This is a genomic window from Rhodobacter sp. P2_H5 (assembly GCF_056403335.1).
The window spans coordinates 152,592-179,370 of record NZ_JBFUFS010000001.1 but is presented as its reverse complement, the minus strand read 5'-3'; the positions used below and the strand labels follow the sequence as shown (position 1 = coordinate 179,370).

Genomic DNA, 26,779 nt, shown 5'->3' with positions numbered 1-26,779 from the left:
ATGATCCGCTACGTCCTGCTGCGTACCCTGGCGATGATCCCGACGCTGTTCCTGATCTCGGTTCTGGTGTTCTTCATCATCGAACTGCCGCCGGGCGACTATTTCGAAAGCTATGTCTCGGAACTGCGCGCCCTGGGCGAAACCGCCGACCTGGCCGAAATCGACATGCTGCGCCAACGCTATGGCTTCGATCAGCCCGAAGTGGTCCGCTATTTCTGGTGGGTCGGCGGCATGCTGAAGGGCGACTTCGGTTATTCCTTCGAATACCGGATGCCGGTGAACGAGGTGGTGGGCGACCGGCTGTGGCTGACCGTGCTTTTGTCCACTGTCACGATCCTCTTCACCTGGATCGTGGCCTTTCCGATCGGCATCTATTCGGCGACCCACAAGTACAGCTGGGGCGATTACGGGCTGACCTTCCTCGGGCTGATCGGCATCGCGGTGCCGAACTTCATGCTGGCTTTGGTGATGATGTATTTCGCCAATATCTGGTTCGGCGTGTCGATCGGCAACATGATGGATACCCAGTACCTCAACGAACCGATGAGCTGGCCCAAGTTCACCTCCATCATGTCGCATATCTGGATTCCGGTGGTGATCATCGGCACTTCGGGTACGGCGGCGATGGTGCGGCGGCTGCGCGCCAACCTGCTGGACGAGCTGCACAAGCAATATGTCGTCACGGCGCGGTCCAAGGGCCTGCATCCCTTCAAGGTTCTGGTGAAATACCCGCTGCGGATGGCCTTGAACTTCTTCATCTCTGACATCGGGTCCATCCTGCCGGCGATGATCTCGGGCGCCGAGGTCACGGCCATCGTTCTCTCGCTGGAGACCACGGGCCCGATGCTGATCCGCGCGCTGCAAAGTCAGGACATGTATCTGGCGGGGTCGTTCCTGATGTTCCTGGCCTTCCTGACCGTGATCGGGGTTCTGGTCTCGGATATCGCGCTGACGATGCTGGACCCGCGGATCCGATTGGGCAAAGGAAGCTCGCGATGAGTGGTGACATGCTGGACAAACCCTCTTCCCTGCCCGCGCCCGGCGCGCCGATGGAGCATTTCGTCTCGGACGCGCCGTTTGACCCGAACGAGGCGGAAAACGCCGCCGTGGCGAAAAGCAAGATGTCCGAGGCTTCGCAGCTGCGCCTGATGTGGTGGCAGTTCCGCAAGCACAGGGTGGCCTTGGCCTGCGGCATCTTCCTTCTGGTGATGTATGCCTCGATCCTGATCAGCGAGATCCTGGCCCCCTACAGCCAGCAGGCCCGCAACATCGACTTTATCTATGCCCCGCCACAGGCCGTGCACCTGTTCCACGATGGCGCCTTCGTCGGCCCCTTCGTCTATGGCCGCAGCCAGACGCTGGATATGGTCTCGCTGCAACGGGTCTACACCGACAACACCGCGGATGTGCAGAAGCTGCGCTTCTTCTGCCAGGGCGACGCCTACAAGTTCTGGGGCATGATCCCGGCCAGCCTGCATCTGGTCTGCCCGGCCAAGGATGGCCAGTTCTTCCTTCTGGGCACCGACCGGCTGGGCCGTGATGTTCTGTCGCGGATGATCTATGGCGCCCGCATCTCGCTGACCATCGGCATCTTCGGCGTGGCGATGAGCTTCATCCTGGGCATCGTGATCGGCGGCCTGGCGGGCTATCATGGCGGCTGGTTTGACGCGATCACCCAGCGGGTGATCGAGGTTCTGCAATCCATCCCCTCGATCCCGCTCTGGATGGCCCTGGCCGCGATCATCCCGGTGACCTGGAGCCCGATCCTCGTCTATGTCGGCATCACGCTGATCCTCGGCCTCTTGGACTGGACCGGCCTGGCGCGCGGGGTACGCTCGAAACTCCTGGCGCTGCGCGAGGAGGATTACGTCCTGGCCGCGCGGCTGATGGGGGCGGGCAGCGCCCGGATCATCCGGCGCCACATGATCCCCGGCTTCATGTCGCACCTGATCGCCTCGGCCACGCTGACCATTCCGGGGATGATCCTGGGGGAAACCGCGCTGAGTTTCCTGGGGCTTGGCCTGCGCGCCCCCATCTCCAGCTGGGGCATCCTGCTGACCGAGGCGCGCAGCGTCAACATCATAGCCCTTTACCCCTGGTTGATGTTTCCTGTCATTCCTGTGATCGCGGTGATCCTGGCTTTCAATTTCCTGGGGGACGGGCTACGCGATGCCGCCGACCCTTATACATGAGTGACTTCAACCCATGTTAGCGATATTGGCTGGCGACCTTCAGCCGTCCGGACCGAGGAAGAGTGAATGAAGCACCCGTTGGATAACGCACGGATCCTGATGTACAGCCACGACACCTTCGGGCTGGGGCATCTGCGGCGCTGCCGGACCATCGCCCATGCGCTGGTGCAGGAATACAGCGGCCTGATGGTGCTGATCATCTCCGGCTCGCAGATCGCCGGGGCTTTCGACTACCGCGCCCGGGTCGACTTCGTGAAAATCCCCAGCGTGATCAAGCTGCGCAATGGCGAATATACCTCGCTGTCCGAACATATCGACGTGCAGGACACGATCAAGATGCGCCGCTCGATCATCCGCCATACCGCCGAGACGTTCGAGCCCGACATCTTCATCGTCGACAAGGAGCCGATGGGCCTGCGCGGCGAGATCGAAGAGACTCTGGCTTTCCTGAAAGCGCGCGGCACCACGCTGGTTCTGGGCCTGCGCGAGGTGATGGACGCGCCGCGCCTGCTGGATGCGGAATGGAAGCGCAACGATGTGATGAACAAGATCGACCGGATGTATGATCACATCTGGGTCTATGGTCCGCCCGACTTTTACGACCCGCTCTCCGGGCTGGACGTGCCGCAATCGGTGCGCGACCGGATGGAATTCGTGGGCTTCCTGCAACGCCGCTCGGCGCAGGAGAAGCTTTCGACCCAGCGCCGCGACAGCGACTATCTTCTGGTCACCACCGGCGGTGGCGGCGATGGCGCCGAACTGATCGACGACGTGCTGAACGCCTATCAGCATGACCCCACGCTGGAACAGAAATCCCTTGTCGTCCTTGGCCCCTATATGCCCGCCGAGCAAAGGGCCGAATTCCTGCGCAAGGGCGAGGCCATCCCCCAGGTCGAGGTGATCGAATTCGACACAAGGATGGAGGAGCTGATCGCAGGCTCGTCCGGGGTGGTGGCGATGGGCGGCTACAACACCTATTGCGAGATCCTGTCTTTCGACAAACCCGCCCTGATCGTGCCGCGCACCATGCCGCGCGAAGAACAGCTGTTGCGCGCCACCCGCGCCGCCGAACTCGGCATGATCGAGATGCTTCTGCCGGAAGAGGCCGCCGACCCCGCCCGCATGGCCGCCGCCCTGCGCGCCTTGCCGCGGCGCAAACGGCCGTCCGATGCCGCCCCCGGGCTGCAGCTGGAGGGTCTCACCAATATCTCGCGGCTGGTGGGCGACGATCTGCGCGCCCGCGCCGAACGGATTGGAAATCTCCGGTTGGTAAAGTGAGCGCGGCTGCGGCCCCCCGGCCCCGGCTTGTCGTCGTCGTCAAAGGCTATCCCCGCCTGTCGGAAACCTTCATCGCCCAGGAACTGCGTGGGCTGGAGCTGGCGGGGCTGGAGCTGGTGATCGTCTCGCTCCGCCACCCGACCGACAAGAAGCGCCATGCCGTGAATGACGAGATCGCGGCTGATCTGCTCTATCTGCCGGAATATCTGTATCAGGAACCCCTGCGCGTGCTGCGCGGGCTGTGGGCGGCACTGCGGCGCCCCGGCTTCTGGCCCACGCTGCGCGGCTTTCTGGGCGACCTTCTGCGCGACCCGAGCCCGAACCGCCTGCGCCGCTTTGGTCAGGCCGCAGTGCTGGTGGGCGAATGGCCGGCGGGCGGGGTCTGGCTGCATGCGCATTTCATCCACACGCCGGCTTCCGTGGCGGATTATGCGGCGCGGATCATGGGGATGGGCTGGACCGTTTCCGCCCATGCCAAGGACATCTGGACCTCCCCGGATTGGGAGCTTTCGGCCAAGCTGGGGCGCGCCCGCTGGGCCGTGACCTGCACCGCCTCGGGGCATGATCACTTGCAAACGCTGGCGCAAGACCCGACCCGGGTGCATCTGAGCTACCACGGCCTCAACCTCGAACGCTTTCCGCCCTTCACGGACGCTCGCCCGGCCCGCGATGGCAGCGATCCCGCCCAACCGGTGCGGATTGTCAGCGTCGGGCGGGCGGTGCCGAAGAAGGGCTATGACATCCTGCTGCGCGCGCTGGCCTTGCTGCCGCAGAGCCTGCACTGGCGCTTTACCCATCTCGGCGGCGGGGCCGAGCGTGAGACGCTGCAAAAGCTGGCCGAGGATCTGGGCATCGCCGATCGTGTGACCTGGCAGGGTGCTGTCGAACAATCCGAGGTTCTGGCGGCCTATCGCCAGTCCGACCTCTTCGCGCTGGCCTGCCGGATCACCGAGGATGGCGACCGCGATGGCTTGCCCAATGTGCTGGTCGAGGCGGCGAGCCAGGGCCTTGTCTGCGTCAGCACCGCCATTTCCGGCATCCCGGAACTGTTCACCTCTGGCGAAAACGGCTGGCTGACCCCGCCCGACGACCCGGAAGCCTTTGCCACAGCCTTGCAGACGGCCATCACCTCCCCCGCCCTGCGCCATACCTATGGCGCGGCGGCCGAGGCGCGGGTGCGCGGCACGATGGATTATCACCACAGCATCGCCCAACTGGTCGATCTTTTCGCGTCAGAAGGCATCAAAGCATGACCTCTCCCTCGGTGTTCTTCTATGTCCAGCACCTTCTGGGCATCGGCCATCTGGCCCGCGCCAGCCGCGTCGCACAGGCGCTGATCGCCGAGGGCTTTACCGTCACGCTCGTGACCGGCGGCTTGCCGGTGCCGGGCTTCCCCTCGCCCGGCATTCCCCATATCGCCCTGCCGCCGATTGCCGTGGCCGATGGCGCCTTCGCCGGCCTCATGACCGAAACCGGCGCCCCCGCCGATGCGGCCTATCTGGACGCCCGCCGGGACATGCTTTTGCGGGCGTATCGCGACGCCAAACCCGATATCGTCATGCTGGAGGCCTTTCCCTTTGGCCGCAGGCAGGTGCGCTTCGAACTGCTGCCGCTGATCGAGGCCATCGAGGCCACCACGCCGCGCCCGGTTCTGGTGTCTTCCGTCCGCGACATCCTGCAAAGGCGCAGCAAGCCCGGGCGGGATGAGGAGACAGTGGCGCTGGTCCGCCGCGCCTTTGACCGGGTTCTTGTGCATGGCGACCCCTCCTTCGCGGCCTTGGGCGACAGTTTCGCGCTGGCCGACCAGATCGTCGACAAGGTCAGCTACAGCGGCCTCGTCTGCCCGCCGGCGCCACCCGAACCTTCGGAACAGTTTGACGTGCTGGTCTCGGCGGGCGGCGGGGCTGCGGGGCGCGGGCTGATCACGGCGGCGCTTGGCGCGGCGCGGCTTCTGCCGGAGTTGCAGCGCTGGTGCGTGATTACCGGGCCGAACCTGCCGCAGGCCGATTATGATGCGATGGCGGCGGACCTTTCCTCCAACGTCACCCTCACCCGGTTTCGCCGCGATCTGGCCAGTCTGATGCGGGGGGTACGGCTGTCCGTCTCGCAGGCCGGGTATAACACGGTGGCCGATATCCTGATGGCGGGGTGCCATGCCCTCTTGGTGCCCTATGCCGCCGATGGCGAGACGGAACAAAGCGACCGCGCCGAAAAGCTGGAGGCGATTGGCCGCACGAGGAGCATCCCCGAAGCCGACCTGACCGCCGCGACCTTGGCCGAGGCGATCCGGAACGAAATCGCCCGCCCACTTCCGCGCCAGGCGCTGCAGATCCGCGTCGATGGTGCGGCGCAAAGTGCGGTGATCCTGCGCGACCTGCTGAAATCCCGCACCGCCTGAAATGACTTCGGGCGCGGCAGTGCTGCCGCGCCCGGGTTCGTTGCAGGCAATGAGCCTCAGTGCATGCCCAGAAGATGCGGCAGGAAGAGGGAGATGGCCGGGACATAGGTGATCAGCACGAGGAAGATCAGCATGCTCAAGAGCCAGGGCCAGACCGCCACGGTCAGCTCGGTGATCCCCATCTTGGTGATGCCCGAGGCAACGTAGAGGTTCAGGCCGACCGGCGGGTGGCACATGCCCACCTCCATGTTGACCACGATCATGATGCCGAAGTGGACGGGGTCGATGCCGAGCTTCACCGCCACCGGGAACAGGATCGGCGCCATGATGAGGACGATGGAGGAGGGCTCCATGAAGTTGCCGGCCACCAGCAGGATGATGTTGACCGCGATCAGGAACATCCACCACGACAGGCCCGCGTTGACCATCCACTCGCCCAGGGCTTGCGGGATGTTCTCATGCGCCATCAGGAAGCTGAACAGCATCGCATTGGTGATGATGTACAAGAGCATCGCCGACATGTTGGCCGATTGCAGCAGCACCCGGCGCACGTCGGACAGTTTCAGGTCCTTGTAGACGAAGACGGCGATGACGAAGGCGTAGACGGCGCTCATCGCGGCGGCTTCGGTCGGGGTGAAGATGCCGGTGTAGATACCGCCGATGACAACGACGATCAGCAACAGGCCCCAGATCGCCTCGCGGAAGGCCGTCCAGCGTTGGGCGAAGTTGGCTTTCGGCAGGCGCGGGAAGCCGAACTTGCGGGCGCGGTTCCAGGTGGTGAAGGCGAGGAAGCCAGCCAGCAGCAGGCCCGGGATCACGCCGGCCATGAAGAGCTCACCGACCGAGGCGGAGTCGACGATCTGGCCGTCGGGTCCGGTGACCTGCATGCCCGAGGTCGCCACTGCATACATCACCATCACGATGGACGGCGGGATCAGGATGCCCAGCGCGCCCGAGGTGGTGATGACACCGGCGCCGAACTGCTTGGGGAAGCCCTGCGCCACCATGGCAGGCAGGATGACCGAACCGATGGCCACGACCGTTGCCGGCGAAGACCCCGACACGGCGGCGAACAGGGCACAGGCGATGACCCCGGCCAAACCCAGACCGCCATGCCAATGGCCGACCATGGCCGTGGCAAAGTTGATCATCCGCTTGGCGACACCGCCATGGGTGAGGAAGTTGCCGGCGAGGATGAAGAAGGGGATCGCCATGATCTCGAACTTCTCGATGCCGGTGAAGAGTTTCAGCGCCACGGTGTCGATGGGTACGGTGGTCATGGTGAAGAGGAAGACCAGAACCGTCAGACCCAGCGCGATGGAGATCGGCATGCCGGTCAGCATCAGGGCAATCAGCCCGCCAAAAATCAGCAAAGCGTCCATTTCAGCGGTCCTTTCCGGGGGTATGCGGGGTCAGGTCGCTGTCGGTGATCGCATCGCCCACTTCGTCCAACCCGTCGACATGGCCATGGTCGTGATGCGGCAACTCTCCGGTGCGGGCGAAGGCCACGGCCACCTGGAGGAAGCGGAAGCACATCAAGGAGGAGCCAAGCGGGATAGCGAGGTAGATGATCCACATCGGCACCTCCAGATCGGGCGAGGTGGCCGAGCCGTGATACATGTCCCAGACGAAATTCGCCCCCAGCGCCGCGATGATGCCGGTGAAGGTGATCCCGGCCAGCAGGCCGAACATCACGAAGCCCGCCCGCTTGCGCGGCTCCAGCCGGTTGATCACCACATCGATGCCGACGTGGATGCCGGTGCGCACCCCGTAAGCCGCGCCGAACTTGGCCATCCAGACGAAGAGGACGATGGTCAGCTCCTGCGCCCAGACCAGGTTGACCGAACGCAGCCCGAAATAGGCCGATTTGACACTGGCCGACAGGCCGAGCCAGCCGTGGCTTTTGGTGAAGCCGACAAGGTCGGCCAGAAGGCCTAAGGAATAACGGTGGGTGACGGACAGGAATATCAGAAGCGTCGCCACCGCGATGAGCGAGGCGATCAGGACTTCTTCCAGCCGGTCGAGCAAGCGCAACATGGCACACCTCGTGGCGAWTGGGGGGATGGGGGTGGGGCAGCCCCGGCGGTGACCGCCAGGGCGCCCCGGGTGGGCTTATTCGCCCGCAGCGGCCTTGACGGCGGCAATCGTGTCAGCACCGATCCGGCTGGTCATCTCTTCGGTCACCGGGGCAAGCGCCTCTTTCCACTTGGCCAGCTCTTCCGGCGAAAGCTCGTGGAACTCGGTCGTGCCGGCGGCCTTCATCGCGGCTAGGGCCTTGTCGTTCTCTTCCTTGGCGATGCCATTGGCATAGACGGTTGCCTCATCCATCGCCTTTTCCAGCTCGGCGCGGATTTCCGGGGTCAGGTCATCCCAGAACTTCTTGTTCACGATGACCGCATAGCCCAGGTAACCGTGGTTGGAGATCGTGGCGTATTTCTGCACCTCGTTCATCTTCTGGGTATACATGTTCGACGGTGGGTTTTCCGCGCCATCGACAACCCCGGTCTGCAGCGCCTGATAGACCTCCGAGAAGGCCATGACCTGCGGCACGGCGCCCAGCGCGTTCATCTCGGCCTCCAGCACCTTGGAGGACTGGATGCGCATCTTCAGGCCCAGGAAGTCGTCGGGCGTGTTGATCGGGCTGTTGGCCGACATGATCTTGAAGCCGTTGTCCCAGAAGGCCAGACCGGTGATGCCCTTGTCCTGCAGCTTGCCCAGAAGCTCCTTGCCGACCGGACCCTGGGTGACCTTGTGCAAGGCGTCATAGCCCGAGAACATATAGGGCAGGTCGAAAACTTCGAATTCCTGCGCGCCGAGCGGGCCGAACTTGGCGAGCGAGGGGGCGAGCATCTGGACAGCGCCCAGCTGCAGGGCCTCGAGCTCTTCCTTGTCCTTGTAGAGCTGGCTGTTGGGATAGACCTCAACCTTGACGGCACCCTTGGTGTATTGGTCGGCCAGTTCGGCGAACTTCGCGGCGCCCTTGCCCTTGGGGGTATCGGGGGCGACGACATGGCTGAACTTGATGACGATCGGCTCGGCAAAGGCCGGCACGGCGAAGGTCAGAGACAGGGCGGTGGCTGCGGCAAGGCGGCCCAAAAGGCGGCGTGTCAACATGGTGTTCTCCTCCAAACTCTGCCCTCCCGGCAGATTGCCTATCTCATTGCCAGCAATCTTTCCCTTTCGCTATTGTGGGTTTCCGCAATAGGCTTGAGGCGGAAAGGGCCGAAGAGAGCCCGCCGCACTGTCAGGAGGGACAGCCGCGTGACCAGGGGGGAGCCGGGGGAGGATACCGGCGCAAGCAGCAGGCAAGCCCCCGTTTCGCCGGGGGCCGAACGTCCGGGCGATGACCCTTGGGCGGTCAATGCCCTGTCGCAGCCGCGCCGCATTGATCTTCTGTCGGTGATCCCGCTGGTGGCCATCGTGGCGCTCCTGGTGCTGGTCGGCACGCTGGTCTGGCTGGTCAACCGCACCGATGCCGAACGCGCCAGCACCAAGCTGGCCACCGACGCGCTCTGGGTCGAACAGACCCTGCGCTTTCAGCTGGCGGTGGACGAGGACATGGCGATCCGCATGGCGCTGGATGAAATCGGCGGCACCGCGCGCGACCTGTCCGAAACCCGCGCCCGCCTGCATGTCGCTGGAAACCCCGAGGTGGTCTCGGTCGTCTGGTTCGACGCACAGGGCCGGATGACCCACGCGGTGCCCGGGCGCTCCGCCCCGACGGATCCGCAGCTCGTGGCGCAGATGATGGGCAAGGGCGTGATCTCGACCCGGCCGGTCTATGGCAAGATTGCCGAAGATCACGTCACCTTCGCCATCCGCCCGCAGGAAAATGGCGTGCTGGTGGCGGTGACGATCTCGCTGCCGCTGCTTCTGGAACGCCACATCCCCTGGTGGATCACCGAGCAATATGCCGTCCGCCTGATGGGCGAGGATGACCGCATCCTGGCCGAACGTGCCCAGCGCCCGCCCGACCCCGGGGTGGCAGGCCACAGCATCAGCTTCGATCCGCCCCTGCGCGGCAGCGTGCTCAGCATCGCGCCCTATGCCGCCCCCGCCGCATTCGCCAACACGCTGATCGTGGCCACGATTGTCGGCCTCGCCGCCTTTGCCATCATGGCGCTGCTGGCGCTTTACCGCAACGCCAGCCGCCGCCGCCATGCCGAGCTGCGCCTGCGCGGCGAGATGGCCTTTCGCCGCAGCATGGAAGACAGCCTGACCGTTGGCCTGCGCGCCAAGGACCACGACGGGCGGATCCTTTACGTCAACTCGGCCTTCTGCAATCTGGTCGGCTGGTCCGCTGCCGATCTGGTCGGCCGCGCGATGCCGATGCCCTATTGGTCGCCCGACCGGCTGGAGGAAACGCTGGCCCGCCAACGCGCGTTGAACGCCGGCGGGGCCGAGCCTCAGGCTTTCGAGACGCGCTTTCGCCGCCGCGACGGCGCCGATATCGACGTGCAGGTCTACGAGGCGCCGCTGATCGACGCGCAGGGCAAGCACCGGGGCTGGATGGGCTCGGTCATCGACATCACCGAAACCAAAAGGGCTGCGCGGCTGGCCCGGGCGCAGGATGAAAGCCTGGCCCGCACCGGGCGGCTGGTGACCCTGGGCGAGATGGCCTCGACCCTGGCGCATGAGCTGAACCAGCCCCTCTCGGCGATTGCGAGCTATGCGGCGGGCGGCATGAACCTGATGCAGCAGGAAAGGCCCGACATGGGCCTGTTGCGTCAGGCCTTTGAGAAGATGCAGATCCAGGCTCGCCGTGCCGGGCAGATCATCCGCGGCATCCAGGATTTCGTCAAAAAGCGCGAGCCGCGGTTTTCACCCGTGCAGCTGGCCGATGTGGTGCATGAGACGCTCGGCTTTCTCGCCGCCGATGCGCGCGAGAACCGGGTGCGTCTGGTGGCCGATCTGGCCGAGGTCGGCCCGGTGATGGCCGACCGCATCCTTCTGGAACAGGTGCTGATCAACCTGATCCGCAACGGGATGGAGGCGATGGCTACCGCCCCACGCCGGGGTGACCAGCTGACCGTCAGCCTGTTTTCTGGCCCCGATGGCAAGGCCGTCATCGAAGTGGCCGACCAGGGCCCCGGCATCGCGCCAGAGATCCGCGACCGGCTGTTCGACGCCTTCACCTCTTCCAAGGCCGAGGGGATGGGGATGGGGTTGAACATCTGCCGCTCGATCATCGAACTGCACCGCGGGCAGCTGACGCACCGCGCCGGCCCGACCAGCGGCACGGTGTTCAGCGTCGTGCTGCCGGAAGGCCAGACACTCTCGGAAAGGGCTGCGGAATGACCGGAACCGTGCATATCGTCGATGACGAAGAGACGATCCGCGACGCCTTGGGCTTTCTTTTCGCTTCGCGGGGCATCGCGGCCCGTGGCTGGCCCTCGGGCGAGGATTTTCTGGCCGCCTGGCCGCAGGCCGACTGCGCCTGCCTTATCCTGGATGTGCGGATGGCGGGCCTCTCCGGCCCCGAGGTCTTTGACCGCCTGATCGCCGCCGGGTCGAAGACGCCGGTCATCTTTCTGACCGGCCACGCCGATGTGCCGGTGGCGGTGCAGGCGCTGAAGGCCGGGGCTTTCGACTTCATCGAAAAGCCCTTCAACGACAACCAGATCGTCGATGTCGCGCTGAACGCAATGGCCGCCCATGCCGACAGGATGCGCAAATCCGGCCAACGGCAAGAGGTCGAGATGCGCCTCGCCTCGCTGTCGCCGCGCGAGGCCGAGGTGATGCGGCTGATCCTGCAGGGCCTGTTGAACAAGCAGATCAGCGACAGCCTGGGCATCGCCATGCGTACCGTCGAGGTCCACCGCAGCCGGGTGATGGCCAAGATGCAGGTGCGCAACATCGCCGAACTGGCCGCGATCCTGAACGAGGGCTGATCGCGCGCGCCGCCAAAGCCCGGGGCGAATCAAGCCCTGGGCAGGCTTGGGTTCCAAGCGGGGCGGACGGCACGGCACCCCGGCAAAACCCTGTGCAAACCCGCGCCGGGCCTTGGCTGCATGTGGAAGCTGCGCAATTATTGGGCGCAAAACCCGCAAATCCGGCAAAATTCCCGCCTCAAGCCAAAGCCGCGTTTCAAGCGGAAATTTCCTGTTGCGCTGCAAGTCTTAATATGCCCACCATGAGGGCAGGAGTTGGAATGCTCCTGAAAATAGGCGCAGACATCGCGCCAGGCAACGTAGCTCTCTTGATCCGCTGGATCACGAGGGCTTTTTTTTTGCTCAATGGGGAGTGGCGACGATGAAGTTGCAACAGTTTTTGGGCGGCCTCGAAAATGTAGGTCCGGTCAGTACCGAAAAGCGCGTGTTTGTCCAGGACTGGGAGAAGCGGCTGTTCGGCGTTCACATGTGCATGATGGGCACCGGCATCTGGGCCTGGCCGCATCTGCGCGTCAAGGCCGAGGGGATGAACCCCTTGGACTACTTCAAATTCCGCTACTACATCAAATGGCTGGGCGGCATGTGCGCCTTCCTGATCGAGCGCAACTACATCAACAAGGAAGAGCTCGACGCGCTGACCGAGCATTACTTGAAGAATCCCGACGCGCCGCTGCCGGCCAAGGGCAATCCCAAGGTCACCCAGGCCGTCGTCGACTACATGTACACCGGCGACAACCCCTACCGCGATGTGGCGATCAACCCGGTCTACAAGGTCGGCCAGCGGGTCCGCGTGCTCGACCCCGCCTCGGCCGTGCACACCCGCCTGATCGGCTATCTGCGCAACAAGGTTGGCGTGGTGGACGAGGTGTACCCCAAGGCCGTGCTCTACACCGATGCGGTGCCGACCGATTCCATCAGCGTCCCGCAACCGATTTACCGCGTCAAATTCATGACGCGCGATATCTGGCCCGAACGTCCGGACACCAAGGACACGCTTTATAGCGAAGTCTTCGAGACCTATCTGGAATCGGCCTGATCCCCGCAAAAATCCGGGCGCGCGGAATTAGCTCCCCCGCCTCGCCTTAAAACCCAAAGCCAAGGAAATCTGAAATGCATGACGATCATGACGGGCATCACCACGACCTGCGGGAAACCGAATCCTATTACGCGGCGCGCACCAAGGCGCTGGAATCGCTGTTCCGCGAAAAGAACCTGATCGGCCAGGACACGGTCGATCGCGTCATCAACTTCTTCGACACCGAGATGGGCCCGTTCAACGGTGCCAAGGTCGTGGCCAAGGCCTGGGTCGACCCCGCCTTCAAGGCGCGCCTCCTGGAGAACTGCAACGCGGCCATCGCCGAGCTGGGCATCCGCGACGGGATCGAGGGCGAGAACCTGATGGCGGTGGAATCGACGAAATCGGTCCACCACATCGTGACCTGCACCCTGTGCTCGTGCTGGCCCTGGCCGCTTCTGGGTCTGCCGCCCTACTGGTTCAAGGACCCGGCCTTCCGCGCCCGCATCGTGCGCGAACCGCGCGAGGTGCTTCAGGAATTCGGCGTCACCCTCGCCCCCGGAACCAAGATCGAAATCTGGGACAGCAGCGCGCAGATCCGCTTCTTCGTCATTCCCCAGCGCCCCGAAGGCACCGAGGGCTGGAGCGAGGAGAAGCTCGCCGACCTCATCTCGACCGAGGCCATGCAGGGTCTCGACGTCGTCACCGTTCACTGAGCCCCCTCCGGTCCCTTGCGGACCGGGCATCAGAAAGGAAATCCCATGTCTCACGGAACCCTCTCGCTCGACCGCGCCGCACCGGCCGCCCTGTCGGAGCGCCTGAAATCGGCGCTGACGCTGTTTGCCGTTGGCAGCGTCTTCGTCTTCGGCGTCGGTCTGGCCAATACCTCGCTGGCCCACAATGCCGCGCATGACACAAGGCACGCCATCGGTTTCCCCTGCCACTGAGGCGCGCCCTGGGCCCCCCGCCTTGCCGTAGGCGGGGGGCCATCTGATCCATTCACCTCGCACGGCGGACGGTCCTTCAGCCCCCGCCCCGGCTTTGCCGTCACGCGAAAACAGGCCTGCCTTCGGGCCAGCCGCCCAACCCACAGGGAGAGCAACATGTCGAGAATTACGTCCCTGGCGATCAGTGTGGCCCTGTGCGGCTTTGCCGCCACCTGGCTGTTTCTGAGCGTCGGCACCATCCTGATCTGGGCCGCCTTCGTCGCCTGGGCCTGTTTCGTTGCGATCGGCGGCGATGTTGCTGCCTTCCGCACCACGGTGATTTGCAACGCTTTCGGGGTCTTCGTCGCCTCGACCACCGCCGTGGTGATCGCCACTGTGCCGCTGGGCGCGGTCTTCGGGCCATCGGTCTGGCCTGCGCTGGTCGTGGCCCTCTCAATCGCGCTCTACATCCTGGCGGCGAACATCCCGCTTTTCGCCTCGATCCCGGGCACGACCTTTGGTTACGCCGCGACCTTCGCCTATCTCTTGCAAACGCCCGACCGCTTCACCGCCGAGGCGCTGTTGTCGGCCAGTTTCCTCAGCTCCTACATCGTGGTGCCGGTCTCGATGGTGCTGGGGGCCTGCTTTGCCTTCGCCTCGGCCAAGGGATCGGACCTTCTGTTCGGCAACGGCCCGCGCCAGACCCGTGAAGCCCATTGACCAAGGGCGCGGCGGGTTCCGGCCCGCCGCCCCACCCCCCGTACAGTCCGAGGAATGCCATGTCGTCCAAGCGCCAGATCAATGTCGGTGTCGTCTTTTCAACCTCGGGCCCCTATGCGGCCATCGGGCAAGAGCTGCAGAACGGCGCGCTTCTTGCCCTGTCGCAGGTCAACGCCGACCCGCGTTTCGATTTTGAACTGGTGCCGGTGATCCGCAACCCGGCGGGGGATCTGCAGGACTATGTCACGATCTGCCAGGGCCTGCTGAGCAGCGGCACCCTGCGCCATGTGATCGGCTGCTACACCTCCTCAAGCCGGAAAGAGGTGATCCCGGTCTTCGAGAAATACGATGGCCTGTTGTGGTATCCCTCACATTACGAGGGGTTCGAGCATTGCACCAATGTCATCTACACCGGTGCCTCGCCCAACCAGCACATCGTGCCCCTGATGTCCTACATGATCGGCCATTTCGGCGATCAGGCCTATTGCGTCGGGTCGAACTACATCTGGGGCTGGGAAAGCAACCGGATCCTGCGCGAAAGCGTCACGGCTTGCGGCGGTTCGGTGATCAGCGAGCGTTACCTGCCGATCGGGTCCGAAGATGTCGCGGGCATCGTGGAAGAGATCATCCGCCTGAAACCCTCCTATATCTTCAGCTCGCTGATCGGCGTGTCGAGCGAGACCTTCATGCGCGTCCTGTGTGCGGCGCGGGGCGAGGATCCGGCCCTGTCGCCGGAAAGGATGCCAGTCTGCAGCAGCACCCTGTCCGAGCCTGAACTGGCCCGCCTCAGCCCCGCTTCGGCGCGCGGGCACATCGCCTCCAGCGTCTATTTCCAGTCGCGCGACACGCCACAGAACCGCGCCTTCATCGCCGCTTACAAGGCGCGCTATGGGGCGGAATGGGTGACCTCTGCCGATGCCGAGGCCGCCTTCAACGCCTGCCACCTTTTGGCGCTGGCGCTGCACGCCGCCGGGTCGGAGGCGATCGAGCCGGTCAAGCGCGCGCTCTTTGACGTGCAGTTTGACGCGCCCCAGGGCAGCATCTGGGTCGACGGCAACAACAACCATTGCTACCTGACGCCCTCGATCGGCCTGTCCAACGCCACCGGCCAGTTCGACATCCTGGAGGCGGCGCCCGCGCCGGTGCGACCCGACCCCTATCTCGTCGACTTCGACCCGTTGCAGCTGATCGACAGCAAGAAGGCGGCCACCACGCTCTGGTCGCCCCATGCCAGCTTCCACGCCAGGTTACGGGTGCTGCAATGACGCGTCGCCCGCTGCACAACTTCCTTGGCTGCCGGGTGCTGATCCTGCACCCGCCGAGCGGCAACATGACGGTGTTGAGCGAACAGCTCAAACGCCTGGGCGTGCAGGCCGAACTGCGCTGGCCGGTCGAGGCGGTGTCGGCCGCGGGTTTCGATCTGATCTTCTTTGACGCCGACCGGGGCTATGACGGGCTGTTTGGCTGGCCTGCCGGGCAGGCGCCGGTGCCGCTGATCGCGCTGATGGGCTCGGAAGCGCCGGGGCGCATCCAATGGGCGCTGGCGCAGATGCCTTCGGCTTATCTGGTCAAGCCTTTGGGCGTAAACGGGATTTTCAGCGCACTTGCCATTGCTTTCCACGACTTTGCCTACAAGGCCGAGTTGAAAGGCCGGATCGAAGAGCTGAACCGGCGGATGAAAGCCCGCCCCTCGGTTCTGATTGCCATCAACCTGGTGCAGGCCAGCCTGCGCATCGACCCCGAAGCCGCCTACGAGCTTTTGCGCTCCGAGGCGATGAACCGTCAGATCACGGTCGAGACCCTCTGCGCCCAGATCGCCCAGGCCGGAACGCTGGTGCCCTTGCGCGACAGCGGGCGGCCGAAACCCGGGGCCAAGCGCCCCCGCACTCCAGAACCAAAGCATTGAGAATGAAGGAGACCGTCATGGACTGGATCAAGGACTCGTGGATGGCACGCGCGGGCGTCGCAAAGGGCGTTCCGGGCAAGACCCATCACCTGACCGAAGAGGTTCAAGGCACCTACCATTACGTTTACGGCCCCTTTGCCAAGCCGGTGCTGCATATCAAGCCCGGCGACATCGTGGTGGCCGAAACCCATGATGCCTTCGAGGGCCGGATCGAGACGATCCATTCGATCCCCTCCGAAACCCTGAACGTGCCCTTCCTGAACCCGCAGAACGGCCCGATCCATGTGGAGGGCGCCGACAAGGGCGATGTGATCGCCGTGCGCATCCATTCGATCCTGCCGCGCGGGCCGCAGCCTGTGGGGACGGCCGCACTCCTCTCGGAGTTCGGCGGGCTGGTCGGCACCGCCACGACCGCGATGCTGAACGATCCGCTGCCCGAGATGGTCATCAAGATGAACGTCACCGAGGCCGGCATCCAGTTCAACGACCGCATCACCCTGCCCTACGAGCCCTTCATCGGCACCCTCGGCGTCAGTCCCGAGATCGAAGCCGTCTCGGCCCTGCAGCCCGACTACTGGGGCGCCAATATGGATGTGCCTGACGTTGCCCCCGGCGCCATCGTCTATTTCCCGGTGCTGAAGGAGGGCGGCTATGTCTATCTTGGCGATTGCCATGCAACACAGGGAGACGGCGAGCTCTGCGGCACGGCGGTCGAAATCCCCGCCACCGTCACGATCCAGATCGACCTGATCAAGAACCACCGCATCGCCTGGCCGCGGCTGGAGAACGAGACCTTCATCATGACCCTCGGCTCGGCCCGCCCCCTGGAGGATGCCGCCCGCATCGCCTACCGCGAACTGATCCGCTGGATGGTGGATGACTACGGCTGGGACAAGTACGAGGCCTATTTCTTCCTGACTCAGGCCGGAAAGTTGCGGGTCGGCAATATGGTGGACCCGAAATACACCATCGGCGCCTCGGTTCTGAAGGAATACCTCGCCGCCAATCTGGCCGTGAAATGAAACCGCGCCGCGTCGCCTTTTCGGAGATGCTGAAAACGCGGGCAGACCGGCGTGGTCCGCCCGCCCGGCCCGGCCTCCTTGGGGGAAGAACCGCAGTACCTGTTGTCCTGCGGGCAGAACCGGCTAGGCTTTTCGTCAGACGATCCTGCGCCAACGGGCGCGCACCTTCACACATCGGCGCATCCTGCGTCTGGCAACGAAGCCCCGCCTGGCCCCTGGCCAGCGGGGCTTTTTTGCTTTCAACCAGCAAAGGGGAATGACCATGAAAGACCTCGACATCACCGGCATGGAAGCGCGTTTCGTCAAAGGGCTGGAGGGCAGCCTCGCCGCCCCGCCCAAGCGTTGCGACCGGTTGCAGTTCGACGAACCCTGGCAGAGCCGCGCCTTCGGCATCGTGCTGGCCTTTGCCGAGGAAAAGGTCATCGACTATGAAGACTTCCGCGCCAGCCTGATCAAGTCGATCGGCGAGTGGGAAGCGAGCCACGCGCTGGATGACAAATCCTGGGAATATTACGAACAATGGCTGGCCGCACTGGAGCGTCTGGCCATCGAAAAGGGCATGGTCACCGCCGAAGAGCTGGACAAGCGGACCGAGGAAATCGTCTCGGGCGAGCGCAAGTATTCCTTCTTCGCCAATTACGCCTGACCGGCCAACCAAAGGGGACATGCCATGCTGCAACGCCTTTTGCTGATCGCCATGCTGGCCGGGGTTATTGCCGGTCTCGGGGCCACCGCCTTCCAGCTTTTCTACACCACGCCCCTGATCCTGGAGGCCGAGGTCTATGAGACGGCCGCGCCCGACCACGACCACGACCACGCCATCACCGCCCAGCCGCAAGAGGCGCATAGCCATGAGGCGAACACCGAATGGGCCCCGGCAGACGGGATTGAACGCACGCTGGCCACGCTGGCCGCCAATATCTTCGCCGGAATCGGCTTTGCCATGCTGATGGTCGGGGCCTTCCGGGTGTGGGGGGGCGTGGTCACCCTGCGCAGCGGCGTTCTCTGGGGCGGGGCAGGGTTCTTTGCCTTCAGCCTGTCGCCCTTCTTCGGCCTTCCGCCCGAACTGCCCGGCATCGTGGCGGCAGATCTCGCCAGCCGCCAGATCTGGTGGGTCTGCACGGTGCTTGCCAGTTCCGCGGGTCTGGCGCTGGTGGTCCTGCCAGTGGCCTACCTGCAGCCGAGGCTTCGCGCCGCTCTGGGTCTTCTGCTGATCGTGGCCCCCCATGCCATCGGCGCGCCGCATCTGGCGACCGAGGTGGCCTCATCGGTCCCCGCCCAGCTTTCGGCGCGCTTCGCCGTGGCGGCGCTGGCGCATGGGCTGATCTTCTGGCTGCTGATCGGGGTGGCGGCGGGCGGGCTCTATGCCCGGATGGGCGCGCAACGGGGCGGGATCGGCGGTCTGGCGCAGTCCGCCTGACGGCACAAGTCAGGCCTCTGTCTCCAGACGCTCCAGCCGGTAAAGGCTTTGGTCGTGATCCTCATGGCCGGCGGCGAGGACGACGCGGCCACCGAGGGCGCGCAGTCGGGTGTTGGTCTGGTTGCGATAAAGGTCGGCGCGAAACCGCAGATAATCGGCCCGCGCCCCCGGCAGGGCGCCCAGGCCCGCCGCCTCATGCAGGTGGCGGGCCAGATCGAACAGGGCGGGAAGCGTGAAGGTCAGCCCCTCGGCCGCCAGGGTGATGTCACCGGGCACATCCTTCAGCGGGGCAAGAAGGTCTGGCCCGCCGCGCAGAAAGGCCGCAAAGACCGCGTTCAGGATGAAGTCGTAAAGATCCGTCACGCTGCGCTCCTCCCCCTCCCGCCTGGGTCTTATGGCGTCATGGACCTTCCTTAGCCTGCGCTCGGCCGGTTTTGAACTGCCCCGCGCCAAGGACTGCGCAAAAATCGCGATCGCAGATTTGCAATCGTGATTGAGCGCGGCCCTTGATCGCGCTAATCTGCCGCCGTCGCAGGCCCGGATCGGCCACCGCGCAAGTGGCGCAAAGCGCGATGGAGAGATTTGGAGATCCCGCATGATGAGCCGCCCCGCCGCCAATCCTGCCGTGGTGCCTCTTGTCGTGTCCTCGATGCAGGACAGCGTTTACAACCAGATCCGTGACGTTCTGATGCGCGGCGGCTTTTCTCCGGGGCAAAAGGTCTCCTCGCGCAAGCTGGCCGCACGGCTGGGCACCAGCGACATGCCGGTTCGCGCCGCTTTGGGGCGGTTGCTGGCAGAAGGCGCCTTGGTGCAGAACGCCAATGGCACCTATTCCGTGCCCTTGATCAGTCTGCGCGGCTTTCGCGAGGTGATGACCTTGCGCGCCATGCTGGAAAGCGAGGCCACGCTCCAGGCCTGCGGCAATGTCGATCAGGCCGGGTTTCAGGAGCTCCATCTTTGCGCGGCGGGGTTGGAGCGTGCGATCGCCGAAAATGCGATCGACGATTACCTCGATTTCAACCAGCGGCTCAAATTCACCATCTACGGCTATTCCACCTCGCAGACGCTGCAATCGATGATCCGGCTGATGTGGCTGCGCGCCGGGCCCTTCCTGCGCCACCTGAACAAGGGCCTCGCCACGATGAGTGCGGCGAATTTCCACGATCAGGCGATTGCGGCCCTGGCCACCGGCGACCGGCAGGCGGCGGCCGAGGCGATTTCAAAGGATATTCTGGCCGGGATGGCCTTCCTGACCCTGCACGGCGAGTTCGCGCCTTAGACCGAGAAGCCGTAAAGCGCCCACTCCGCCTCGGAGACTTCGCGCGCCATCCTGTCCACCTCGGCTCGCTTCACCGCGACAAAGCCCTGATGCAGCATCGGCCCCAGGATGCGGCGGGCGAAGTCGGACTGTTCCAGCCGGTCAATCGCCTCGACCCAGCTGCGTGGCAGGGTGTTCCGGGCGGCATTTTCGTAAGCATTACCGACGACCGCAGGGCCGGGGTCAGCCTTGGCTTCGATCCCGGCCAGCGCCCCGCCCAAGGTGACCGCCGCCACCAGATAGGGGTTGGCATCAACTCCCGCCACCCGATGTTCAAAATGCCGCGCCTTGGCCGAACCGGAGGGCACCCTCAAGGCCACAGTGCGGTTCTCGAACCCCCAGGTGTCATTGCCGGGCGAGTAATTGACCGAGGCAAAGCGCCGCCACGAGTTGTAGAAGGGCGCCAGCACCGCCATCGTCTCGCCAATCGTGCCGCGCACCCCGGCAATCGCCTGCAGCATCAGGGGCGACAGCGTATCGGGCGCCGGGTCGGCGAACAGGTTCGCCCCCGCCTGATCCGCCAGGGACAGATGCAGGTGCATCCCCGACCCGGCCTGCGTGCCGAAGGGTTTGGCCATGAAACAGGCCTCCATCCCGAAGCGGCGCGCGGTCGAGCGGATCAACCGTTTGGCAATCACCAAATCATCCGCCGCCCGCATCAGGTCGCGGTAGCGGATCGTCAGCTCGTATTGCCCGACCGAATATTCAGAGATCAGCGCCTCCAAAGGCAGGTCCAGCGTCTTGGCGCCCTCGTATACGGCGTCAAAGAAGGGGGACATCTCGTCGAGTTCATCCACAGACATCGTGTTGGTGTTCAGGCTGCGCCGCCCGGTCAGGGGATAGCGGGCCGGCTGCATCCTGCCATTGGCATCGCGCTCGCGGTCGACGAGGTAGAACTCGACCTCCAGCGCCCCCATCGGCTCATACCCCAAGGCGCGGGCGCGCTGGACCTGCTCCACCAGCGCATGGCGCGGCTCGGCGGCAAAGCCGGTGCCGTCGGGGTTAAACATGCTGATCAGCACCTGCCCCCGCCCGGTCGAGGGCATGAAGCCCAGGGTCCCGGCCAGCGGCCAGCAGCGATGATCACCGCCGCCGTCATTCAGGACCAACCCGGTCCCCTCGACATCATCCCCCGCCACATCCTGCGCGAACATCGAGGCGGGAATGCCCCGGCCTTGCGTGAACAGGCTTTCCAGCTCGTGCCGGCGGATCGATTTGCCGCGCCCGATGCCGTGGCAATCGGTCAGGATGATGTCGATGGCCTGGGCATCCGGGTGCCGGGCCAAAAAGGCCTGCGCTTCGGCCAGATCGGCCCCGCCGGGAGGAGTGCTGGTCATTTCCTGTGCCCTGTCGTGATTGCGGTGCCACATTACAAAATGCGATCTCATTTTCAAGGGGCAGAGGCCGGGATTCTTGGTTTTTGATCAAATTTCTACAAGCGATTGCGACGAAATTTCCGCGTTATTCGTGGGCCGACGGGGCGGGCGGAGCGCCGCTGGTGGAAATGAATTGCCACACCCGGGGCTGCCGCGTAAGACTGCGATCGCAGTATCAGCAATTCAGGAGAATCCGGTGCCGGCTGTGGACAACGGGATTGCGACAGCCGGGCCGAAGATCGCCATTCTGGGCTGCGGCCTGATCGGCGAAAGCTGGGCCGCACTGTTTTTGTATTTCGGCTTCGAGGTCACCGCATGGGACCCGATGGAGCCCGCCCGTGCCAGCTTTGCCGAAAGGGTCGGGCGCCCTTTGGCGCAGCTTGACGATCTGGAGCACTGCAACACCATGGGGCAGCTGACAGTGGCGGCAACCCTCGCAGAGGCGGTGGGCGGCGCCGGGTTTATTCAGGAGAATGCACCGGAATCCATCGCCATCAAGCAGGCGCTTTATGCCGAGGTCGAGGCGCTGGCCCCGTCAGAGGCGATCATCGCCTCCTCTACTTCGGCTTTGCGCTGGTCGGATCTGACACCGCAGATGGCCAATCCGCCGCGGCTGATCACCGCCCATCCCTTCAACCCGCCGCATCTGGTGCCGCTGGTCGAGCTTTATGGCACAGACCCTACCGTGCTGGACCGGGCCGAGGCCATCTACCGCGCCATTGGCCGGGTTCCGGTGCGGATGAAGAAAGAGGCGACGGGGCATATCGCCAACCGCCTCGCCTCGGCCTTGTGGCGCGAGGCGGTGCATATGGTGGCCGAGGGCATCGCCGATGTCAGCGCGATTGATGCCGCCTTGGTCAACGGCCCCGGCCTGCGCTGGTCGGTGGTGGGGGCGCATATGGCCTATCACCTTGGCGGCGGGCCGGGCGGGATCGGGCATTACCTGACCCATCTGGGGCCGAGCCAGCAGCGCCGCTGGCAAAGCCTCGGTGCGCCCGATCTGACGCCCGACCTCTGCGCTCAACTCGTCGCGGGCATCGCGGAAGAAGCCGCCGGCCGCAGCATTGCCGAGCTGGAGGCCGAACGCGACGCCGGCCTGATCGCCGCGCTGAAGGCGCGCGCCCATGTCTGACGCCCCGATGTCTGACGCCCCCCGCATCGCCCTCATCCACGCGCTGGAGGAATCCATCCCGCCGATCCGCAAGGCCTTTGCCGAGATCTGGCCCGAGGCGCAGTGCTTTGATCTGCTGGACACCTCGCTGGCCGTCGACCTCGCCCATGCCGGCCAGCTGGATGACGCGATGATCGGGCGGTTTCTGACACTTGCCGATTACATGGCCGGCGCCACCGGCAAGGACGGGCAGGCGCAGGCGATCCTTTTCACCTGTTCGGCCTTCGGCCCGGCGATCGAGGCGGTCAAGCAGGCGCAATCCATCCCCGTGCTGCGGCCCAATGAAGCGGCTTTTGACAAGGCGCTGGACCTTGGCGACCGGCTGGGCCTGGTCGTGACCTTTGCGCCCTCGCTGCCCGCCCTGTCGGCGGAGTTGCACCAGATGGCCGCAGCCCGGGGCCGCAAGATCAGCATTGCCCCCGTGTTGGCAGAGGGGGCGCTTGCCGCCTTGAAAGCGGGCGATGGCGCCACCCATGACCGCCTTGTGGCCGAAGCCTGCAAGGATCTGACCGGGCTGGATGCCATCGTGCTGGGGCAATTCTCCCTCGCCCGCGCTGCCGCCGTTCTGCAACCGATGTTCGCCTGCCCGATCCTGACCACCCCCGCCTGTGCCGTAGAAGCCCTGCGCGCCCGGCTGACCCTGTAGGAGCCCACATGGACCTTTCCCCCAATTACACCGTCGCCGATATGGACAAGGCGAGCCTGCTGCATCCGGCGACCTCAATCGCCGATCTGCAGGCCAATGGCCCGGCCATCTATACCAGCGCCAATGGGGTCGAGGTCACCAATGCCAAGGGCCAGACCCTGATCGACCTTGGCGCGGGCCTGTGGTGCGTGAACGTGGGCTATGGGCGGGAAGAACTGGCGCAGGCCGGCTATCAGGCGCTGAAGGCGCAAAGCTATCAGCATCTGTTCGGCGGCGCTTCGGTCGAAAGCTCGGTCCGGCTGGCCGACCGGCTGCTGACCCTGTTCCGCGATACGGTGCCGGGGTCCGACATGGCGCGGGTGTTCTTTGGCAACTCGGGGTCGGATGCCAATGACACCGCCTACAAGCTGGTGCGCTACTACAACAACCTGCGCGGCAAGCCTGAGAAGAAGAAGATCATCTCGCGGATCGGGGCCTATCATGGGGTCACCATGGCCAGCGGCAGCCTCACCGGGATCGCCGCCTATCACAAGGCCTTCGACATGCCGCTGCCCGGCGTGCTGCACACCTCTTGCCCGCATTACTACGCCTATGGTCAGGCGGGCGAGAGCGAAGAGGCCTTCACCGCCCGCATGGTGGCCGATCTGGAGGCGATGATCGCAGCCGAGGACCCCGAGACCGTGGGCGGCTTCATCGCGGAACCCGTCATGGGCACCGGTGGCGTCTTCCTGCCGCCCAAGGGCTATTTCGCCGCCATTCAGGCCGTTCTGGAACGGCACGACATCCTGATGATCGCGGATGAGGTGATCACCGGCTTTGGCCGCACCGGCCAGTGGTTCGGCTGCGGCACTTACGGCATCCGCCCGGATATCGTCTCGCTCGCCAAGGGGCTGACCAGCGCCTATTTCCCGATGTCGGCCTCGATCATCTCGAACCGGATTTACGAGGTTCTGAACGCCGCCTCGGCCCAGACCGGGGCCTTCATGCATGGTTTCACCTATTCCGGCCATCCAGTCGGCGCGGCCATCGCGATGGCCAACCTTGATGTGATGGAGCGTGAGGATCTGGTGGCCAATGCGGCACGGCTGGAGCCTGTGCTGATGGGTGCCCTGCGCGGGGCACTGGGCGATCATCCTTTCATCGGCGACATTCGCGGCGTCGGCCTGATGGCGGGGGTCGAGTTCGTGGCCGACCGCGCGACGAAGAAAGCCTTCCCCGCCGGAACCGCGCCGCACCGGATCGTCGCCAAACATGCGATGGCGGCGGGGGTTCTGACCCGCGGGTTGCCCTATCTGCCGGTCAACTCCTTCTCGCCGCCCTTGTCGATCACCGCCGCAGAGATCGAGACCGGGATCGCCCGCTATGCCAGTGCCCTGAACGCCGCGATGCCGGAGCTTCAGGCCTTGCTGGCGTAAGGGGCGAACCGCGCCTTCAGTGGTCTGCGCTCAAGAGCTGGCAGATCACCTGCCCGTCGCGGCGGGCGATCCGGACCATGCCGGGGCTGCTTTGCACCCAAAGCGGCTCTCCGGCGTTGACGTTGCCCAGATAGGTCACCTCACGCCGGGCCAGAGGGGCCATGCTGCGGCTGAGCGCCCAGTCGGCCTCAGCGGCGAGGCGGGAGAAGGCGGGGAAATACATCAGCCCGACCGCGTTGAAATCCAGCGCCGGGTTGGGTGTCACCATGGCCGCAGGAAGGGTCTCAGACGGGGCCAGCCGCAGGGTGCGGGCCCTTTGGCGCGACCTTTCGGCCAGCGCCATCAAGGCGGCGGGGGCGTCGGGAAGTGCTGCCTCCTGCTGCGGCGGGCGGCGCAGGATGCGGTGGTTCGACCCGGTCGCATCATGGCCCACGAAGGTCGAGATCATCGAGAGTTCAGCCAGAACTTCACCCCCTGCGGTCAGCTGGTGGATGGATCCGGTCTGGCTGCCGCTTACCCGGAACAGGCGGGAGTGGAGCACGGCATCGACGCCCAGAAGGTCAGGTTGCGGCGGGCTGAAGGTCAGTTCGGTGGCGCAGAAGGCCGCGTAGATCGGGCGACCCTCGGCGTCACGAAAGACCGCACGCTCCTGCCCCATCGCAGCGGCGATCAGCGACCAATGCTGATCGCCGCAAAAGCGCAGCATCCATTGCTCGGAAATTCCCTGAGGCGCGAGCTGCATCATGCCAAGCCGGACCCTTTCTTCCAGAACCGGGGCCGGGCGCGGCGTGGCCGGGCGGTGAAAGGCCAGCACGCTCATTCGGCGGCCTTCAGCTCTGGCACATCGGCCAGTTGCGCGGCGATGGCATCGGCGAGGTAACGGCTGTCCTCGGCAATCCCGAGGAAGCGGCCCGAACCCCAGGTGTTCAGCCAGCCAAGGCCGATGAAGTGAAAGCCGGGCAACTCGGTCACGCCGCGGTGGAATTTCGGCTTGCCGCGTTCGTCAAAGACATCGACATGGATCCAGGAATAATCCGGCCGGAAGCCGATCGACCAGATCACGCTGGTGATGCCCAGCGCCGCCGCGTCAATCTCGGTGACCTCCTCGGCAGGCTCCCACAGCTTGGCGAAAGGCGGTTCCTCGGGCGCGTCGATGCCTTCGCGGGCGATGTAGTCGTCGATCACGTTGCGGATGCCGACATAGCTTTTGTCCGCATCATCGAGGTTCTTGGCGAGGTCAGGCAGAAAGCGGATCGTGCTGCCCGCCATGCCCGCGACCGAGCCGTAAAGCGAGATGTCATCCTCCACCACAAAGCGGCGCAGGTCGATCTCCTTGCCGCCGTCGCGGCCCGACATGTAGTGGTTGGTCTGGGTCAGCGCCTTGACCGGGTCGGGGTGGGTGTCGATGGTGATGGCGTAGTGGCCCATGTCGTACAGCCAGTCCGTCGCATCGCGGCCGCGGTATTTGCGCGGGCTGCGCGGGGCGGGGCCGACGGCGAGGTGGACCTTGCGGCCGTCGCGCACCAGATCCTCCATGATCTGCACGCCGGATTGCCCGGTGCCGATGACCAGGGTCGCGCCCTCGGGGATCTGGCTGGGGCGGCGGTAGTCGACCGAATGGATCTGCGCAATCGCCGGGTCCAGATCGGCGGCATAGGGCGGCAGGATCGGGTTGTCATAGCCCCCGGTCGCGATCACCACCTGATCGCAAGTCCAGGAGCCGATAGAGGTATCGACCTCGTATCCAAGGGGGCCGTGGGCGACGCGGGTTACGGTCACATTCTCATGCAGGGGGGGCGAGAAGCTGTCGGCGAAGGCGTCGAGATAGTCGGTGATCTGATCCTTCAGCATGAAGCCGTGGGGATCGTCGCCGGCATAGGGAAAGTCCGGCAGGCGGCATTGCCAGTTGGGCGTGACGAGGCAGAAAGTGTCCCAGCGGTTCTGCCGCCAGGAATGAAACTTGCCGTAGCGCTCGAACACGATGTGCTCGATGCCCTTCTGGGCCAGGCAATAGCTGACCGAAAGGCCAGCCTGGCCGCCGCCAACGATCACGACGGGAATATGCGGGGTCTTGGTCATGGCCTT

Annotated in this window: 27 protein-coding genes; 20 read left to right on the top strand and 7 right to left on the bottom strand. The window is 64.9% G+C overall.

What is annotated here, in order from left to right; genetic code table 11:
* The 5 genes from AC1DVR_RS00880 (at window position 1) to AC1DVR_RS00860 (ending at window position 5,868) form a co-directional block, all read left to right on the top strand.
* Window positions 1–999 carry an ABC transporter permease gene (locus AC1DVR_RS00880; RefSeq protein ID WP_477998628.1) on the top strand — a complete coding sequence of 333 codons (999 nt, stop codon included), beginning with the start codon at window positions 1–3 and terminating at the stop codon, window positions 997–999.
* Window positions 996–2,192 carry an ABC transporter permease gene (locus tag AC1DVR_RS00875; protein ID WP_477998627.1) on the top strand — a complete coding sequence of 399 codons (1,197 nt, stop codon included), beginning with the start codon at window positions 996–998 and terminating at the stop codon, window positions 2,190–2,192. The genes AC1DVR_RS00880 and AC1DVR_RS00875 overlap by 4 nt, the downstream gene beginning before the upstream one ends.
* 66 nt (window positions 2,193–2,258) lie before the next feature.
* A complete protein-coding gene (locus AC1DVR_RS00870; RefSeq protein WP_477998626.1) occupies window positions 2,259–3,470 on the top strand; it encodes a glycosyltransferase family protein in 1,212 nt (403 codons plus the stop codon).
* Window positions 3,467–4,723: a glycosyltransferase family 4 protein gene (locus AC1DVR_RS00865; RefSeq protein ID WP_477998625.1), complete on the top strand. Its 1,257-nt coding sequence runs from the start codon at window positions 3,467–3,469 to the stop codon at window positions 4,721–4,723. The genes AC1DVR_RS00870 and AC1DVR_RS00865 overlap by 4 nt, the downstream gene beginning before the upstream one ends.
* The gene (locus AC1DVR_RS00860) at window positions 4,720–5,868 is read left to right on the top strand and encodes a glycosyltransferase family protein (RefSeq protein ID WP_477998624.1); all 1,149 of its coding nucleotides are present in this window, start codon (window positions 4,720–4,722) and stop codon (window positions 5,866–5,868) included. Before AC1DVR_RS00865 ends, AC1DVR_RS00860 begins: the two co-directional genes overlap by 4 nt.
* A gap of 56 nt (window positions 5,869–5,924) precedes the next feature.
* Here the strand turns inward: AC1DVR_RS00860 and AC1DVR_RS00855 are convergent, their stop codons facing one another.
* The 3 genes from AC1DVR_RS00855 to AC1DVR_RS00845 all read right to left on the bottom strand — a co-directional run bounded on the left by AC1DVR_RS00855 (window position 5,925) and on the right by AC1DVR_RS00845 (window position 8,982).
* On the bottom strand, window positions 5,925–7,250 hold the full coding sequence (locus AC1DVR_RS00855) for a TRAP transporter large permease (protein ID WP_477998623.1): 1,326 nt from the start codon (window positions 7,248–7,250) through the stop codon (window positions 5,925–5,927).
* A gap of 1 nt (window position 7,251) precedes the next feature.
* Window positions 7,252–7,905 carry a TRAP transporter small permease gene (locus AC1DVR_RS00850; RefSeq protein ID WP_477998622.1) on the bottom strand — a complete coding sequence of 218 codons (654 nt, stop codon included), beginning with the start codon at window positions 7,903–7,905 and terminating at the stop codon, window positions 7,252–7,254.
* 75 nt (window positions 7,906–7,980) lie between these two features.
* A complete protein-coding gene (locus AC1DVR_RS00845; RefSeq protein ID WP_477998621.1) occupies window positions 7,981–8,982 on the bottom strand; it encodes a TRAP transporter substrate-binding protein in 1,002 nt (333 codons plus the stop codon).
* Window positions 8,983–9,129: 147 nt separating this feature from the next.
* On the opposite strand from AC1DVR_RS00845, the gene AC1DVR_RS00840 reads away from it, so the two are divergent.
* From AC1DVR_RS00840 to AC1DVR_RS00790, 11 genes are all read left to right on the top strand, one after another.
* Window positions 9,130–11,166 (top strand): two-component system sensor histidine kinase NtrB, encoded by a 2,037-nt coding sequence (locus AC1DVR_RS00840; protein WP_477998620.1) that lies wholly within the window; start codon window positions 9,130–9,132, stop codon window positions 11,164–11,166.
* Entirely contained in the window at window positions 11,163–11,759 is a 597-nt protein-coding gene (locus AC1DVR_RS00835) for a response regulator transcription factor (RefSeq protein WP_477998619.1), read from the top strand. Before AC1DVR_RS00840 ends, AC1DVR_RS00835 begins: the two co-directional genes overlap by 4 nt.
* Window positions 11,760–12,120: 361 nt before the next feature.
* The gene (gene nthB, locus AC1DVR_RS00830) at window positions 12,121–12,795 is read left to right on the top strand and encodes a nitrile hydratase subunit beta (RefSeq protein WP_477998618.1); all 675 of its coding nucleotides are present in this window, start codon (window positions 12,121–12,123) and stop codon (window positions 12,793–12,795) included.
* Between the two features lie 74 nt (window positions 12,796–12,869).
* The gene (gene nthA, locus AC1DVR_RS00825) at window positions 12,870–13,490 is read left to right on the top strand and encodes a nitrile hydratase subunit alpha (protein WP_477998617.1); all 621 of its coding nucleotides are present in this window, start codon (window positions 12,870–12,872) and stop codon (window positions 13,488–13,490) included.
* A 45-nt stretch (window positions 13,491–13,535) separates the two neighbouring features.
* Window positions 13,536–13,721: a CbtB domain-containing protein gene (locus tag AC1DVR_RS00820; protein ID WP_477998616.1), complete on the top strand. Its 186-nt coding sequence runs from the start codon at window positions 13,536–13,538 to the stop codon at window positions 13,719–13,721.
* Window positions 13,722–13,877: 156 nt separating this feature from the next.
* Complete coding sequence (locus AC1DVR_RS00815) at window positions 13,878–14,420, top strand: DUF1097 domain-containing protein (protein WP_477998615.1); 543 nt, start codon at window positions 13,878–13,880, stop codon at window positions 14,418–14,420.
* A 59-nt stretch (window positions 14,421–14,479) separates the two neighbouring features.
* On the top strand, window positions 14,480–15,685 hold the full coding sequence (locus AC1DVR_RS00810) for a transporter substrate-binding domain-containing protein (RefSeq protein WP_477998614.1): 1,206 nt from the start codon (window positions 14,480–14,482) through the stop codon (window positions 15,683–15,685).
* Window positions 15,682–16,326 carry an ANTAR domain-containing response regulator gene (locus tag AC1DVR_RS00805; RefSeq protein WP_477998613.1) on the top strand — a complete coding sequence of 215 codons (645 nt, stop codon included), beginning with the start codon at window positions 15,682–15,684 and terminating at the stop codon, window positions 16,324–16,326. The genes AC1DVR_RS00810 and AC1DVR_RS00805 overlap by 4 nt, the downstream gene beginning before the upstream one ends.
* Before the next feature lie 17 nt (window positions 16,327–16,343).
* Window positions 16,344–17,348 carry an acetamidase/formamidase family protein gene (locus AC1DVR_RS00800; protein ID WP_477998612.1) on the top strand — a complete coding sequence of 335 codons (1,005 nt, stop codon included), beginning with the start codon at window positions 16,344–16,346 and terminating at the stop codon, window positions 17,346–17,348.
* Between the two features lie 262 nt (window positions 17,349–17,610).
* Entirely contained in the window at window positions 17,611–17,994 is a 384-nt protein-coding gene (locus AC1DVR_RS00795; protein WP_477998611.1) for a nitrile hydratase accessory protein, read from the top strand.
* 24 nt (window positions 17,995–18,018) lie between these two features.
* The gene (locus AC1DVR_RS00790) at window positions 18,019–18,768 is read left to right on the top strand and encodes a CbtA family protein (RefSeq protein ID WP_477998610.1); all 750 of its coding nucleotides are present in this window, start codon (window positions 18,019–18,021) and stop codon (window positions 18,766–18,768) included.
* A gap of 9 nt (window positions 18,769–18,777) precedes the next feature.
* On the opposite strand, the gene AC1DVR_RS00785 is transcribed toward AC1DVR_RS00790, so the two are convergent.
* Window positions 18,778–19,131 carry a hypothetical protein gene (locus AC1DVR_RS00785; RefSeq protein WP_477998609.1) on the bottom strand — a complete coding sequence of 118 codons (354 nt, stop codon included), beginning with the start codon at window positions 19,129–19,131 and terminating at the stop codon, window positions 18,778–18,780.
* Between the two features lie 232 nt (window positions 19,132–19,363).
* Here AC1DVR_RS00785 and AC1DVR_RS00780 point away from each other — a divergent pair, with 232 nt between their 5' ends.
* A complete protein-coding gene (locus AC1DVR_RS00780; protein WP_477998608.1) occupies window positions 19,364–20,047 on the top strand; it encodes a GntR family transcriptional regulator in 684 nt (227 codons plus the stop codon).
* Here the strand turns inward: AC1DVR_RS00780 and AC1DVR_RS00775 are convergent.
* A complete protein-coding gene (locus tag AC1DVR_RS00775; protein WP_477998607.1) occupies window positions 20,044–21,423 on the bottom strand; it encodes a glutamine synthetase family protein in 1,380 nt (459 codons plus the stop codon). The two genes, AC1DVR_RS00780 and AC1DVR_RS00775, sit on opposite strands and share 4 nt — an antisense overlap.
* Window positions 21,424–21,658: 235 nt before the next feature.
* Here AC1DVR_RS00775 and AC1DVR_RS00770 point away from each other — a divergent pair, with 235 nt between their 5' ends.
* From AC1DVR_RS00770 to AC1DVR_RS00760, 3 genes are read left to right on the top strand one after another with little or no spacing between them, the layout of a single operon-like run.
* On the top strand, window positions 21,659–22,594 hold the full coding sequence (locus AC1DVR_RS00770; protein ID WP_477998606.1) for a 3-hydroxyacyl-CoA dehydrogenase NAD-binding domain-containing protein: 936 nt from the start codon (window positions 21,659–21,661) through the stop codon (window positions 22,592–22,594).
* Window positions 22,587–23,279: an aspartate/glutamate racemase family protein gene (locus AC1DVR_RS00765; protein WP_477998605.1), complete on the top strand. Its 693-nt coding sequence runs from the start codon at window positions 22,587–22,589 to the stop codon at window positions 23,277–23,279. Before AC1DVR_RS00770 ends, AC1DVR_RS00765 begins: the two co-directional genes overlap by 8 nt.
* 8 nt (window positions 23,280–23,287) lie before the next feature.
* Window positions 23,288–24,694 (top strand): aminotransferase, encoded by a 1,407-nt coding sequence (locus AC1DVR_RS00760; RefSeq protein WP_477998604.1) that lies wholly within the window; start codon window positions 23,288–23,290, stop codon window positions 24,692–24,694.
* A 16-nt stretch (window positions 24,695–24,710) separates the two neighbouring features.
* Here the strand turns inward: AC1DVR_RS00760 and AC1DVR_RS00755 are convergent, their stop codons facing one another.
* Window positions 24,711–25,514 carry a Pnap_2097 family protein gene (locus AC1DVR_RS00755; protein WP_477998603.1) on the bottom strand — a complete coding sequence of 268 codons (804 nt, stop codon included), beginning with the start codon at window positions 25,512–25,514 and terminating at the stop codon, window positions 24,711–24,713.
* The gene (locus AC1DVR_RS00750; protein ID WP_477998602.1) at window positions 25,511–26,773 is read right to left on the bottom strand and encodes an MSMEG_0569 family flavin-dependent oxidoreductase; all 1,263 of its coding nucleotides are present in this window, start codon (window positions 26,771–26,773) and stop codon (window positions 25,511–25,513) included. Before AC1DVR_RS00750 ends, AC1DVR_RS00755 begins: the two co-directional genes overlap by 4 nt.
* Window positions 26,774–26,779: the final 6 nt, after the last annotated feature.